The 14783-nt window shown below is 37.9% G+C and carries 13 protein-coding genes; 4 read left to right on the top strand and 9 right to left on the bottom strand.

Going from position 1 to position 14783, the window contains the following annotated elements; all coding sequences use genetic code 11:
• The first annotated feature begins 179 nt into the window (after positions 1-179).
• Positions 180-578 (top strand): hypothetical protein, encoded by a 399-nt coding sequence (locus tag SJY23_RS09665; protein ID WP_396596176.1) that lies wholly within the window; start codon positions 180-182, stop codon positions 576-578.
• On the opposite strand, the gene SJY23_RS09660 is transcribed toward SJY23_RS09665, so the two are convergent.
• Positions 565-1932: a hypothetical protein gene (locus SJY23_RS09660; RefSeq protein WP_396596175.1), complete on the bottom strand. Its 1368-nt coding sequence runs from the start codon at positions 1930-1932 to the stop codon at positions 565-567. The genes SJY23_RS09665 and SJY23_RS09660 overlap by 14 nt on opposite strands.
• 131 nt (positions 1933-2063) lie before the next feature.
• On the opposite strand from SJY23_RS09660, the gene SJY23_RS09655 reads away from it, so the two are divergent.
• Positions 2064-4601, top strand: a complete 2538-nt coding sequence (locus SJY23_RS09655; protein ID WP_396596174.1) for a M14 family zinc carboxypeptidase — start codon at positions 2064-2066, stop codon at positions 4599-4601.
• A gap of 356 nt (positions 4602-4957) precedes the next feature.
• Here the strand turns inward: SJY23_RS09655 and ettA are convergent, their stop codons facing one another.
• From ettA to pabB, 3 genes are all read right to left on the bottom strand, one after another.
• Positions 4958-6652, bottom strand: a complete 1695-nt coding sequence (gene ettA / locus SJY23_RS09650; protein ID WP_396596173.1) for an energy-dependent translational throttle protein EttA — start codon at positions 6650-6652, stop codon at positions 4958-4960.
• Between the two features lie 137 nt (positions 6653-6789).
• Positions 6790-7206, bottom strand: coding sequence for a hypothetical protein (locus SJY23_RS09645; RefSeq protein ID WP_396596172.1), 417 nt, complete (start codon positions 7204-7206; stop codon positions 6790-6792).
• Positions 7207-7226: 20 nt separating this feature from the next.
• Positions 7227-8528 (bottom strand): aminodeoxychorismate synthase component I, encoded by a 1302-nt coding sequence (pabB, locus tag SJY23_RS09640; RefSeq protein ID WP_396596171.1) that lies wholly within the window; start codon positions 8526-8528, stop codon positions 7227-7229.
• A gap of 127 nt (positions 8529-8655) precedes the next feature.
• Here pabB and SJY23_RS09635 point away from each other — a divergent pair, with 127 nt between their 5' ends.
• Positions 8656-10266: a class I SAM-dependent methyltransferase gene (locus tag SJY23_RS09635; protein ID WP_396596170.1), complete on the top strand. Its 1611-nt coding sequence runs from the start codon at positions 8656-8658 to the stop codon at positions 10264-10266.
• A gap of 21 nt (positions 10267-10287) precedes the next feature.
• Positions 10288-10509: a VF530 family DNA-binding protein gene (locus SJY23_RS09630; protein WP_035334080.1), complete on the top strand. Its 222-nt coding sequence runs from the start codon at positions 10288-10290 to the stop codon at positions 10507-10509.
• 60 nt (positions 10510-10569) lie between these two features.
• On the opposite strand, the gene SJY23_RS09625 is transcribed toward SJY23_RS09630, so the two are convergent.
• The 5 genes from SJY23_RS09625 to ruvX form a co-directional block, all read right to left on the bottom strand.
• Positions 10570-12024, bottom strand: a complete 1455-nt coding sequence (locus tag SJY23_RS09625; RefSeq protein WP_396596169.1) for a carboxypeptidase-like regulatory domain-containing protein — start codon at positions 12022-12024, stop codon at positions 10570-10572.
• A gap of 267 nt (positions 12025-12291) precedes the next feature.
• On the bottom strand, positions 12292-13065 hold the full coding sequence (gene mazG / locus SJY23_RS09620) for a nucleoside triphosphate pyrophosphohydrolase (protein ID WP_396596168.1): 774 nt from the start codon (positions 13063-13065) through the stop codon (positions 12292-12294).
• Positions 13066-13235: 170 nt separating this feature from the next.
• Positions 13236-13661 (bottom strand): DUF5606 domain-containing protein, encoded by a 426-nt coding sequence (locus SJY23_RS09615; RefSeq protein WP_035334085.1) that lies wholly within the window; start codon positions 13659-13661, stop codon positions 13236-13238.
• A 99-nt stretch (positions 13662-13760) separates the two neighbouring features.
• A complete protein-coding gene (gene def / locus SJY23_RS09610; RefSeq protein WP_035334086.1) occupies positions 13761-14351 on the bottom strand; it encodes a peptide deformylase in 591 nt (196 codons plus the stop codon).
• A 2-nt stretch (positions 14352-14353) separates the two neighbouring features.
• Positions 14354-14764 carry a Holliday junction resolvase RuvX gene (gene ruvX, locus SJY23_RS09605; protein WP_035334087.1) on the bottom strand — a complete coding sequence of 137 codons (411 nt, stop codon included), beginning with the start codon at positions 14762-14764 and terminating at the stop codon, positions 14354-14356.
• Between the last annotated feature and the right edge of the window lie 19 nt (positions 14765-14783).

Genomic DNA, 14783 nt, shown 5'->3' with positions numbered 1-14783 from the left:
AAATCAAGTAATAACAATAAATATAAGGATTAGAAAATTATAGATACAATCTATAATTTAAAATCCGTAATTTCCATTAACACAAATAACGAGCATAATCAATTATGAGTAAAACACATTATAAAGAGACGCAGCCTTTTTATTTGATTGGGATAATATGCGTAATCTCAATTGCTTTTATGACCTATTTCATTATCGAGCAGTGGATAGATAATGATACCGCTGCCTATACGCTAATTGCTTGCTGCCTTCTTTTTGTTATAATTCTCATATTATTTTACAAGCTAGATATTATTATCACTAGTGAGTATGCTATTGCTAGTTTTGGGATAGGGCTACTTTATAAAAAGATCGCTATAAATGACCTAGATATAACCACAGCGAGAGGTGTAAAGATACCTTGGTACTGGGGCATAGGTATAAGGTTCACTCCTGAGGGAACTTTATATAACACTCATACTGGAGGCAATCTCCACTTAAAAACTAAAAATAAAATGAATGAGTTTTTTGTAAGCACTAGCAATGCCCCATCTATAATTGCCTCAATAAAAGAAGTTCAAGTCCCTAATAATACTTAGACTTTCCTAGGTAGGCTTTTATAATGTCATTCCACTCTTTACTTATGCGAGCTGCGGTTGTGTATGGAATTTTATACAACGCCTCATAATCTGTATATCCAGTTTTAAGAAGCTCTTCTAGATAAAACAGTGTAGCATTTACATCCCCTTCCCTTGCACTCAATGATATAGATTGAATAAATGCATCCTGATTATTAGGGTTTACTAGTGACCTCAATACGTTTGCAAATAGCAATTGCTCAATCTTAGTATCCTTACGCTTTAATATTTTATACTGTAATTCAACCTCAGATTGTACAAATCTCTTTAAACGCATAGCCGACTTGCGTTTTATCATTGAATTGTCTGTACTGTCTATTTGTATATCAAGTTCGTCCATCTGGTAACTCCACCACCCTAGATTATTAAAGTAGCTATTACTCATATCCTCTCGGATATTATATTGAAACTCCTCTGCCATAAGGTCTTCACCGTAACTAAACATAGCATATATATCGCGATCTGATCTATAATTCTTAAGTCGCTTGATGTTATCTAAAAGCTCTTTCTGCTCGTCGATGTCAAGGCGCTTTTTATACTTGTCTTTAAGTGTTGATACAAAATCAAAAGCATTAAGACCATCTTGCTTTCGGTACATTGTTTTCCCAAAGGCTACATCACTATTATAATAAGATTGGAGCTTCTGCTCACTCGTAGTTTCATCTATCAAAATAGCCGTAAGAGCCTCTGCTATATATCCTGCGCTAGGCCAGTCTACACCATCATAGGTGTGATAACTGACCAGATTTTTTCTCAGACCATAATTACGACTGTAAGATCTTAACTTGTAATACTGACTGCCCTCATCTGGAGAAAGCAAGGCTATTTTAAGATTCTCATTACTACGAAGACTTTTTTTATCTAAAAATGCATTTCCTATTGCTATGACTCCATAAATAGATGTATCTGCCTGTGCTTGTGATGTTACAATGACACCATCTTTTCCATATCCCGAGAGGATAATTTTATCTTTATCAATTGCGTACGCTTGAGATAGCTTTTCTATAAATTCTTTACTCTGGTTTATAGCTATCGAAAGGGTATCACTTAGTCTGTAATTTGGGCTAGCTATTATACTCTCTGTTAATCCTGCACCTATAGAAAACTGCTGTACCGCACTTGACCCGCGACCTAGCTCATCATAAATTACCACAACCGGATAGTTAACGGCTTCCTTATAATCTGCTGGTAGATATAAAGAATAGTTATCTGTCGAATTATCAAAGGTTACTTGTGGAATAACTACCCCTTTTACAGGTGTTGATTGTGCAACTGCAAGTGATGAAATAAACAAGAAAATGTAAAAGTACCGCATAGCGTTTTTTTGATGAATCTAGCAGGTATCAAAAACCGTGCACAAATAAAGGTAGTACAAAAAACAATATTTTTCAGGCACTGATTGTGCAAAATTTATTTCTGTATTTTTAAAGAACAAAACCAATCCAAATGAAATATAGAATTCTAGTTGTAAGTTTTTTAGTACTCGCTTTCGCGAAAGCGTTATCACCTCAACTACACGCACAAGAGTACTTTACAGGAAAGTACGCACCTTTTGACGCTGCAATCCCTTCTCCAGCACAATTTCTAGGTTATAAGATTGGTGAACAACATACACGCCACGATCAAATAGTATCCTATTTTCAAAAACTAGCCGAATTATCACCTAGAGCAACCTTAAGTGAATATGGAAGAACTCACGAAAACCGCAAACTCGTTATGCTTACCGTATCGAGCATTAACAATCAAGAGATATTACCTACGCTTAAAAGCCAACACCTCGCCTTTGTAGATACCCAGCAACGCGCGACCAATTATGATGATATTCCCGTTTTTATACAGCTAGGTTATAATGTGCATGGTAATGAGCCATCCAGCTCTGAAGCGGCGTTACTTACCGCATACACGCTCGTGGCATCACAACATCCAGAAATCGAAAAATATAGAGAAAACAGTATCATATTTATAGACCCTACCATAAATCCAGATGGCCGTGACCGCCACACACAGTGGGCAAATAGTTATAAAGGCTCACCACTAGTTTCTGATAATATAGATGCAGAGCATACAGAAATGTGGCCACGCGGACGTACTAACCACTACTGGTTTGACTTAAACCGTGATTGGCTACTTGCCGTAAATCCAGAAAGCCGCGGAAAATTAGATTGGTATCACGAGTGGTACCCTAATGTAGTTACAGATTTTCACGAGATGGGTACAAACAGTAGTCACTTTTTCGAACCTATGCTCCCCATTGGCAGTATGGATCCTATTATGCCTAAAGAAAACTACGAAGACCTCAACAATCTTTTTGCTCCTTACTTTTCAAGTGCGCTTGATGAGATAGGTAGTTTTTATTTTACAAAGGAATCTTTTGACGGCACCTATCCCGGTTATGGATCGTCATATCCGGATCTTCAGGGAGCACTAGCACTACTTTTTGAACAAGCAAGTAGTCGCGGGCATCTTCAGGATACAGATTTCGGAACTATAAGTTTCCCATTTACGATTAGAAATCAGTACACTTCTGGAATGGCAACTGTAAAGGCTGCAGTAGAAAATAAAGGTACTTTACGTAAGTACCAGCAAGATTTTTTTAAGTCCGCTTTCGCGAAAGCAAAAACAGATCAAGCAGCCGCTTATGAATTTGGAGATCCTTATGACGCAAACAGAACAAAAGCTTTTATAGACAAACTTCTCAAACATCGCATTAAGTTATATGACAAAGGAGATGGTCGTTATGTAGTCCCTACGCAACAAGCGCAAAAAAGAATGGTGCAGTCCTTCTTTGAAACCTATAAGAAATACAGAGACAGTGTTTACTATGATGCAAGCGCTTGGTCTGTGGGTAATTTTTACAACATGCGTCACAAAGGATTGTCTAGCACACCGAACTTGGGTAACGAAGTTACGTCTACAGATGAGCTCACTAAGGTTCAAATGGTAACAAAAACAGATTATGCATATCTCATCGATTATGATGATTATAATGCGCCTGCTTTGCTTGCTTATTTACAGCGTGAAGGTCTGACGGTGGCGACGGCGTTCAAACCTTTTACTGCAAAAACAACGAGTGGTAATCGTGACTTCAACTACGGAACACTAATGCTGCCTGTAAGTCGTCAAGAAAAAACTCCAGAAGAAGTGTATCGTATTATTACATCTGGACAACAGAAATTCCAAGTGCCAATCTATGCGGCAAATACCGGTTTTAGCATCAAAGGAATTGACTTAGGAAGTCAGAATTTCCGAAAAGTGGATACTCCAAAAGCGCTTATGATTATAGGAGATGGGACAAGCTCGTACGAAGCTGGCGAGATATGGCATTTACTTGATACGCGTGTACATATGCCTATTACAAAAGTGATGAGCAACAACCTTAACAGGGTAGATTTAAGTAAATACAACACTGTAGTAATGGTTTCTGGAAGCTATGGAAATTTATCTAAGCGATTTCAAGAAAATCTCACTTCATGGGTTTCACAAGGAAACACCTTAATTACTTCTGGAACTGCAAGTAGCTGGGCTATCAAATCAAAAATAGCCTCTGGAACGCTCACAAAAGAAAACAAGAAAGACTCTACAAAAACTATGGAGCGCGAGCCTTATGTGAATCAAAGACCTAATCGAGGAAAAGAGCGCCTAGGTGGGGCTATTTTTGAAGTAGACTTAGATCTTACCCACCCACTAGCTTTTGGATACAGGTATGACAAGCTGCCTGTATATAAAAATAATAATGTCTGGTTGCAGCCTAGTAAAAATGAGTATAACACTGTTGCTCAATATTCGGCGATGCCACATATAGATGGTTATATTTCTGAGAAGAATCTCAACACCTTTATGAAAAAGAGTGCATCTCTTGTGGTCTCTCGTAAAGGACGAGGACGCGTCGTGATGTTTGCAGATAACCCTAACTTTAGAGGAAGTTGGTATGGAACTAACAAACTATTTTTAAACGCAATCTTTTTCGGAAGTTTAATTAATTAAAAGCTAGCGCATCTCTTATTATGAAATGGGTTTGTTGTGCTTTCGCGCAAGCGGAATGTTAAAAATCACAATATGTTGCTGTAAGAAACGTTAAGTTAAGATAACTCTTACAAAAAATTAATATTCTCACACGCAACCTTTTACATAGATTTGCATCTATAGATTATAACTAACATTATCCCAAGATGCAAGTAGAAATAAAAAACAAACCTATTCTCATTGTTTCAATAATCGTTCTCTCATTATGTGCGTTGTTTTTCTTCTTTCTTTAAGAACTTGAAATAACTACCTAATTAAAATAAAAAAGCCCAATACTCTTTCGAGTATTGGGCTTTTTTGTTGCTAGCTGTGAGTACTTATGATCTCACTAGTTTTTTATACTTAATACGCTTAGGCATTAGATCTCCACCTAACCTCTTCTTCTTATTCTCTTCATACTCAGAGAATCCTCCTTCAAAGAAATATACTTGGCTATCTCCCTCAAACGCAAGAATATGTGTACAGATACGATCTAAGAACCAACGGTCGTGACTAATTACTACGGCACATCCTGCAAAGTTCTCTAGTCCTTCTTCTAGCGCTCTTAATGTGTTTACATCAAGGTCGTTTGTAGGCTCATCCAGTAACAGTACATTTCCTTCTTCTCTTAGTGTCATAGCAAGGTGCAAACGGTTGCGCTCACCACCAGATAGTGTTGCCACTTTCTTATTTTGCTCACTTCCTGAGAAGTTAAATCTACTTAAATATGCTCTAGAATTTACTTCCTTCCCTCCCATCATGACAAGCTCTTGCTCGTCTGAGAAGTTCTGCCAGATGGTTTTGTCTGGATCTATATTACTGTGACTCTGATCTACATATGCGATTTGAGCAGTATCTCCTACGGTAAAGCTTCCTTTATCTGGAGCTTCCTCACCCATAATCATCTTAAAGATAGTAGTCTTACCAGCTCCGTTAGGTCCTATCACTCCTACAATACCTGCTTGTGGTAAGTTAAAGTTTAAATCTTCATACAGTAATTTATCACCAAAAGCCTTACTTACTCCTGATGCCTCAATAACGTTAGTACCAAGACGTGGCCCGTTAGGTATATAGATTTCTACCTTCTCATCTACTTGCTTCTGGTCTTGACTCATCATCTTGTCATAGTTCTGTAGACGAGCTTTTTGTTTAGTCTGGCGACCTTTTGCCCCTTGACGTACCCACTCCAGCTCGCGCTCTAATGTTTTTTGACGTTTTGAAGCTGTTTTATGCTCTTGCGCCATGCGCTTAGATTTTTGATCTAACCAAGAAGAGTAGTTTCCTTTCCAAGGAATTCCCTCACCTCTATCTAGCTCAAGAATCCATCCTGCTACATTATCAAGGAAATAACGGTCGTGCGTTACGGCAATCACCGTTCCTTTGTATTGCGCTAGGTGGTGCTCTAACCAGTGCACAGACTCTGCATCAAGGTGGTTAGTAGGTTCATCTAGTAATAACACGTCTGGCTCTTGTAATAACAATCTACATAATGCCACACGACGCTTTTCTCCACCAGAGAGCACACCTACTTTTTGATCTGCCGGTGGGGTGCGTAGTGCATCCATCGCGATCTCTAGTTTTGTATCTAGCTCCCATGCTCCACGTGCATCTATCTCATCTTGTAAGACAGCCTGGCGAGCCATAAGCTTATCCATCTTATCTGCATCTGAGTATACCTCTTCTAGACCAAATGAATCATTAATCTTATTGTATTCATCAAGAATAGCAACCGTTTCTGCAGCTCCTTCTTTTACAATCTCAATTACGGTTTTTTCTGGATCTAGCTTAGGCTCTTGCTCAAGATACCCTACAGAAAATTCTTTATCTGAAGTTACATCACCTTGAAAGTTTGTATCTAATCCTGCGATGATTTTCATCAAAGTAGATTTACCAGAACCATTAAGACCTAAGATTCCTATTTTTGCTCCGTAAAAGAAGCTTAGGTATATCTTTTTAAGTACAGGTGTCTGTGCTCCAGGAAACGTTTTTGAAACGCCCTGCATTGAAAAAATGATCTTTTTATCGTCGCTCATAATTTGGCTTTTGGCTCTAAGCTGTATGCTTTAAGCTAGTTGTTTTATTGTTAGTACGCTTTCGCGAAAGCGCACTAGGTATCATATCCTTTGTTGTAAAATAGGATTTTACGATGCAAAGGTAATTAGTTACTCAATCATCCCTTAGTATTAATTGGAATATTATGCTGTGTTAATTGTGTGAGCATTTCTGGGATATCTGCAGGCTCTAAGAATAAGTTCTTTATTTTCTTATTCTTCAACCTTAAAATGAGAGATCTATGTCCTGTAAAGGCTGTTTTATCTTGAACGTAAGCAATTTCTGAAAGGCTAATCTCTTTCTGCCATGAAACGCGAAAAATACTTAAAACACTCAATATTAAAAGTACGCCACCTAAAGACCCTGTTATAATAGTAAGTATATCAACATCAGTATTCTTGAAACGTTTGTAAGCATATATTAAAAGAAACAACGAAGTAGATAAAGTACTAAAGAGCAATAATTCATCCATGCGCTTATCATTAATTGATATGCTTTCCTCTGTGAGCTTTATATTTTCTAATGTATTTGCCATAAGTAGTTTAAAGCACTAATTTACAAATCTCCTTCTAAAACTGCACGCATCGCTTTTGCTTTAAGCAAGCATTCTTCATACTCATTATCTGGGTCTGAGCCAGCAGTGATGGCTCCACCTACGGAGTATGAGATATATTCATTTTCTGCATTGTATAGAATACTACGAATTACGACATTAAAATCAAAATCGCCATCTGGCGTAAAGTAACCTACAGCGCCGCTATACAAGCCACGTTTTGACTCCTCTAGTGACTCAATAATTTGCATTGCTCGTAACTTTGGAGCGCCGGTCATACTTCCCATTGGGAAGGTACTACGTATCACGTCTACCGGTGAGATGCCCACACCTAGTTCTGAAGTTACGGTAGAGATCATTTGGTGCACCTGCTTAAATGGGTATACCTCACACAACTCCTCTACTACAACAGACCCTCTGAGGGCGGTACGGGACAAGTCATTGCGCACCAGGTCTACAATCATTATGTTTTCTGAGCGTTCCTTTGAGTTTTGTTGTAACGCTTTCGCGAAAGCGGCATCCTCCTTTTCATCTACCCCGCGTTTTGCTGTTCCTTTTATGGGCTGCGTGACAATCTTACTCCCTATTTTCTTAATATATCTCTCCGGAGATGCAGAAAGTAAGAACTGATCCTCAAGCTTGAGATAGGTGCCAAAAGGTGGCGAACTAATAGCATTAAGGCGTTTATAGATTTCTAATGGGTTTATAGTTCCTAGCGCATAAAACTCTTGGCACAGATTTGCTTCATAAATATCTCCCCGATAAATATGTTCTAACATGCTGCACACTTTTTCCTTGTACGCTTCTTTATGGATCTTAAGTTGTATGGATAATGGCTGTGCTTGGGATTGAGTTTCGGCAGGTCTGGTAGCTATTATTTCGTTATAATCATCCTCCATCTCATCATCTACCATCCCTAGATATAACATCTCCAGTGTGTCTCCTTTGAGTAAGAACAATTTTTTAGGTTGGAAAAAATGTAGGTCGGCAAAGTCTAGCTTGTCGCTATGTCTTGAAGTAAGACGCTCTGTATCATTCTTAAGATCATAGCTTAAATAACCAAAAATCCAATCCTTAATTGAACTTTGATATTCCTCCAACTGGTCAAAAGCACCTTGATAATCTGTCTTTAAACTAGTAAAAGCATCTACTGCTAAGATGGCTTCATACTCAGGATAATTCTGACGTTCATAGCTATTACTATCAAGCCAGACAACCTCTTCATGTTGTTGAGACCACGATAATAACTGCTCTTTGAGCGTTGTTATATCACTAATAGAAATAATTTTTGAAGTACGATTCATCACTGTAAAAATACATAAGAATCTGTCGCAATTAAATTGATGTTAAAAAACAATTATTAAGTAATTTGCGCATAATCCTACCGACCAAGTAGACTTATAAAAATCTAACCACTAACACACTGATATTATGGTGTCAAAAACATTACAGACCACTTATAGAGAACGCCTTTTTAGACATCTGGATGGTATAGTAACAGCGCCATCTGCGTTTACACTCTATAAAAATGGAGTAACCGACTTTATTTTGCAAGAAAAGGAAGTGAGTCTAACTACTTTAAGCAACACTTTTACTGTAAACGAGGGCTACTTGAACGTAGCATTGCGTGTACTAGCATCTCAGGGATGGATTGAGCAAACTGTGAATAATGAGGATAATGAAGTGGTTTATAAGGTAAACGAATTATCGCCTATTGCATTTGCACTGTTTCCTCTGTATGAAGATGTGACAGCACTGCAAAAGCTTTCTGAGAATTATCATTTTAGAAAATTTGAGGCAGCTCCATTTAAAAAACTCCAAGATATTTTTGAGAAATACAAAGAAGCCTATGGTCTCACCTTATCTTCAACTACCAAGGAGCGCGAAGTGCAAGAGCAAATACTTGCACATATAGAAGGAACTATCTTAGGCCCAACGCTTGTGCACTTATCAATGAATGGTGCCTTTCATAAATATTTTATGCAAGCCAGCTTTAAGCCTGAGGAGTTTCATGCAGATGGAGAAAACTTTAAAAAGCTGCTAGATATGCTCTCCTATTTTGAACTTTTTAATAAGAAAGGACAGACCTACCAGTTTACAGACAAAGGACTATTTTTTGCAAAAAGAGCGAGCTCTTACGGAGTAACCGTATCTTACATACCTACCCTACGTAAACTTGATGATCTTATTTTTGGTGATGCATTGAGTGCAAAACACCATGGCGATGGAAATCAGGAAGGCCATGTAGATAGAGCTATGAATGTCTGGGGAAGTGGTGGTGCTCATGCCACTTATTTTAAAGTGGTAGATACTATTATACTTGATATTTTCAATAAACCTCTAGACGAGCAACCTAAAGGGATATTAGATATGGGCTGTGGTAATGGTGCATTTTTAATTCACCTTTATAACCTCATCGAGCGTCACACTTTACGTGGTAAGCATCTAGATGAATACCCACTCATCCTTGTAGGAGCAGATTACAACCAAGCCGCCATCGACATTACTAAGCAAAACGTAATACAATCTGAAATCTGGGCAAAAGTAATGTGGGGAGATATAGGTGATCCAGAAAGACTAGCGACAGATTTAAAAGAAGAGTATGATATAACACTAGGAGATCTTCTCAATGTACGTTCTTTCTTAGATCACAATCGTGTTTGGAAAGCACCAGAGAAAAAGCTTGAGCATGCAAGTAGATCAACCGGCGCATTTTCATATGAAGGAAAACGACTATCTAACAATGATGTGGAGGCGTCTCTTGCGGCTCACTTTAGTAAGTGGTCACCTTATGTAGGAAAACATGGATTACTGCTTATAGAATTACACAGTATTCCACCAGCGGTTGCCGCTCGTAATATAGGGCGTACTGCAGTTACAGCTTATGACGCTACCCACGGATATTCTGATCAATATATTGTAGAAGTGCCAGTCTTTCATGACACTCTTGCCGCTATTGGAATGAAAAGAGATGAAACCTTGAGTGCTAAGTTTCCAAATACAGAAGCAGCTACGGTAACGGTAAATCTTTTTAGACAATAGTTTCTTTTATCTTTGCAGCCTATGGAAGAGAAAAAAGCCCAACCTAACAATCCGCTGCACGGTGTGAAGCTTGCAGATATACTTGAATTTCTAGTTGAAAAATATGGCTGGAAGGAAATGAGCTTACAGGTAGATATCAATTGCTTTAAAAAAGATCCTTCCATAAAATCTAGCTTAAAGTTTTTAAGAAGAACTCCATGGGCAAGGGAGAAAGTGGAGTATTTATACCTACAGTCTATATAAAGAAATAGCGCACTACTTTATATAGTGCGCTATTAATCATCCACAAAAAAAACACTACTCTTAAACAGTAGTTTGCACACCTGCATACTGCTCTATTAATCGTACCATTAAATCATTAAGTTTTTCTACTTTAAAACTTTCTGTAGTGGCTTCTATGTGATCATTTCCTATACCACTATCATCAGTTAAGAACACATATGTTCCATTAGTTGACACACTAAAAGACCTCATTAAAAACTCTACTTCTTTATTTGCTCCACTGGCAACTACTGGAATAATTTTTATACCCTGCTCTTTTGCTTTTGCAATTTGACTTTTAATCATGGCAACGTTTTCTTGATTAAAATGAGGCGGAGCATCTAGCATCAAAAAGAGTATCCTAGCTTTTGCTTTCTCGTTCCATGACTGTGACAATGATACCTTAAGCGCCTCCTCTACTGCTTCTTCATAATCTCCACCTCCAGCTGCATGCTGCGACGAAAGGAAGTCTTTTACTTCATTTACATCGCTGCTAAAATCTATTGCACGAGTTACATAATCATCACCATGGTCTCTGTACACCGTAAGCGCTACTCTCTTTTGCTCAACACTCGTATCAATCCTATTCATTATATTTTTGAGTTCTGACTTGAGATATGCAATCTCATCACCCATGGAACCTGTAGCATCAACTGCAAATAATATATCGATAGCATTACTAGCTTGATGTTCATGAATTGTAAAAGAGACTTGTTTCTGATTTCTAGAGATTTTCTTTCCTTCTATCTCACCACTGTAATACAGTTGCACTAGATAAGTATCAGTTGGACTATATTTTCCTTTAAACAGCATACTCATTCCTGATGTATCTGTCATTCCTTTCATCAAGAGGTTATTATTTTTATAAAGAGCAACACCTACGTTTGCTACTGGCAGTCCGCTGTTATCCGTTACTTGTATATCAGTTCTACCATCATGATTAAATCCCCACTTCTTTGCAATTTCCTTTGCTTCTCCAGAGTTGTAAATCTTTACAAATTCTGCATATTTCTCTACGTCATTTATTTCACCCGCTGTTAGTTGGCCATACGCAGGATCATTCTGAGAAATTCCAGATAAAGGTTTGCCATCCGTAATATGTATACCAGCAACTTTTCCTTCAAGTTTTGAAGAAACGGTAGAAACAGCATATCCTAATGCTTTCTTCTCTCTTTTTACACCCATGGCTGTAACTACTACTTCATCTAGCTCACCACTGTATTCTAAAATTACATTTATAGTAGTCTGAGAATTAACAGAAATCTCTTTTGAATTATAGCCAACGTAGGTAAAGACTAATGTATCTGTAGCAGCAGCTTTAATCTCGTAGTTCCCATTAAAGTCGGACACAGCGCCTATCTCACTGTTTTTTACGAGAACATTAGCTCCTGGAAGAGGTTCGCCATCATTTGATACGTTTCCTGAAATAATTATTTCTTGTGCTTGTACTCCTAGTATAAAAAGGAGCAGCATTATGAATGTGCTAAGTGTTTTCATATCCTTTGGTTTTTAATTATGAGGTGAAATTAGAGTAGACACCACCTTTTAAAAACCTAGATTGAGGGAACAGGATGTTTGAGTGAGGGAAGTAGACCTCAAGTTGAAGTTGAAGTTGAAGTTGAAGTTGAAGTTGAAGTTGAAGTTGAAGTTGAAGTTGAAGTTGAAGTTGAAGTTGAAGTTGAAGTTGAATATTAATTAAAATTCCTTCCGGAAACATAATACACCAAACTCAAAAAGAAATGTAAACACATTGCTATAAACCAATTACAACTTCTTAGCCTCCTCCCAAAAAGCGTCCATTTCGGCAAGCGTCATGTCTGAAAGGTCTTTATTAAGTTCTTTGGCCTTACCTTCTAAGTACTGAAAGCGTTTTATAAATTTCTTATTGGTGCGCTCTAGTGCGCTTTCTGGATCTACTTTTAAGAAGCGGGCGTAGTTAATCATTGAAAAGAGCACATCACCAAACTCGGCTTCAATCTTCTCTTGATTGTTTTCATTTACTTCGTGCTGTAGCTCCTCAAGTTCTTCTTGTACCTTTTCAAATACTTGTTGTGGTTCTTCCCAGTCAAAACCTACACCTGCTACTTTATCTTGAATTCGGCTGGCTTTTACTAGTGCGGGTAATCCCTTTGGCACACCTTCTAGTACAGACTTCTTACCTTCTTTAAGCTTAAGTTTTTCCCAGTTGCGCTCCACCTCTTTTGCATCTGCAACATCTATATCTCCATAAATATGAGGATGGCGAGAAATAAGTTTATCTGAAATACTGTTTGCAACATCTGCGATATCAAAGTCCTTGGTCTCGCTTCCTATTTTGGCATAGAATACAATATGTAATAAAAGATCACCAAGCTCCTTTTTAACCTCTTCTAGATCATTATCAAGAATAGCATCACCTAGCTCATAGGTTTCCTCAATAGTGAGGTGACGCAAGCTTTCCATGGTTTGCTTTTTATCCCAAGGACAACCCACACGTAGCTCATCCATTATGGTAAGTAATCTATCAAAGGCTTTTAATTGCGTTTCTCTTGTATTCATCGTCCCTTGTGTAAGTGTAGCGGCAACTATTTGCTGTTGTCACCTCTATTTAGTGTTATTTACAGTATTCTGGTTTGGCACATTTTCGCGAAAGCGTAACCACCATTAAAACTAAAAAAGCCTTTACACATAAACTGTAAAGGCTTTTTAATATTATTAAAAGTTATGCACTATTCCTCTTCTTCGCTAGCTGCTGCAGGAGCTGCTGGCGCTTCAAAATTGAGCATATCTTTTGCTTGTAAGATGTTGTACCACTGTACTACCTTTTTGATGTCACTAGCATACACACGATCCTCATCATAATCTGGAACTACGTTAAAGAAAAACTCTTCAAGTTCATCTTTTGACACTTTATGATTAATAGTAGGTGCTCCGTTTTCTTTATCCTTTATAGCTTGTAATACCTCTCTCAGTGGCTTTTCTTCACTTAGGGTATAGATAGCAATTTCTGAAAGTACACTTACATTATGACGAATACCTACAGTAATTCTCTTACCATCTACAAGAGATTCTGCCACAAAACCACTACGTGTTTGCTTCTTTAACTCATATATTCCAGGCTTTCCAGCGATTGCAATTACTTTATCTAAACTCATATGTTATTAAAATTGGGTGGCAAAGATGCACTTTGCGATACTTATTTACAAATTTTGTTTGCAAGGATTTGTTAATCTTCACAGAAGACTTTGAGAATACTAGCGTTTTTTTGATGCAGCCGGAAAACGCATACGATATTCTGCACTGCACTTCCCTTTTGAGATATTTGCGAGCTTCCCTTTTATCAAGCGTTTTTTAAGACTAGAGAGTTTATCTGTAAAAAGTATACCATCTATGTGATCATACTCGTGCTGTATCACACGTGCTATAAGACCATCATAAGTCTCTGTATGCTCTTTAAAGTTTTCGTCTTGATACTTGATGGTTACCGTAGGCTTTCTAAAAACATCTTCGTTTATACCAGGTATGCTAAGGCACCCTTCAGAAAAAGCCCACTCCTCGCCTTCTTCTTCTAGAATCTCTGCATTTATGAAGGTCTTCTTAAAGCTAGATAGCTGCTTTTGCTCCTCTGCTGTAAAGCTCTCATCATCTGCAAATGGGGTTGTATCTACAAGAAAGATGCGTATAGGTAATCCCACTTGTGGTGCTGCAAGGCCGACGCCGTGCGCTCCATACATTGTCTCATACATATTCTCAAGGAGCTCACTAAGATTAGGATACTCTGGAGTAATGTCTTTTGCCTTTTTCTTAAGCACGGGACTTCCGTATGCTACTATAGGTAATATCATATCTATTTATTATACAGGTAATCCTGCAGTATAATGGTTGCACTTATTTGATCTACAAGTGCTTTGTTTTGTCTTTTCTTTTTACCGATGCCGCTATCTAGCATAGTCTGGAAAGCCATCTTTGAGGTAAAACGTTCATCTTGCCTAATGATTTCAAGCTCGGGATGTTTTTTTTCTACGCTTTCGCGAAAGCGTACAATATCTACCTCTACATCACTCGCCTCATTATTCATGCGCTTAGGCTCACCTATCACCATAGCCTCCACTTTCTCTTCTGAAAGATATTTCTTTAAAAATGTAAAGATATCCTTAGTATCAACAGTTGTAAGACCAGAAGCGATCATTTGCAACTCATCTGTCACTGCAATACCAGTGCGCTTTGTTCCATAATCTATTGCAATGATGCGTGCCATCTATAAAATTTGGTGCAAA

It is taken from the genome of Dokdonia sp. R86516 (genome assembly GCF_044596715.1).
In the GTDB taxonomy this organism is placed as follows: Bacteria; Bacteroidota; Bacteroidia; order Flavobacteriales; family Flavobacteriaceae; genus Dokdonia.
The sequence above is the reverse complement of the archived record's forward strand: the minus strand, read 5'-3'. Positions and strand labels throughout refer to the sequence as shown.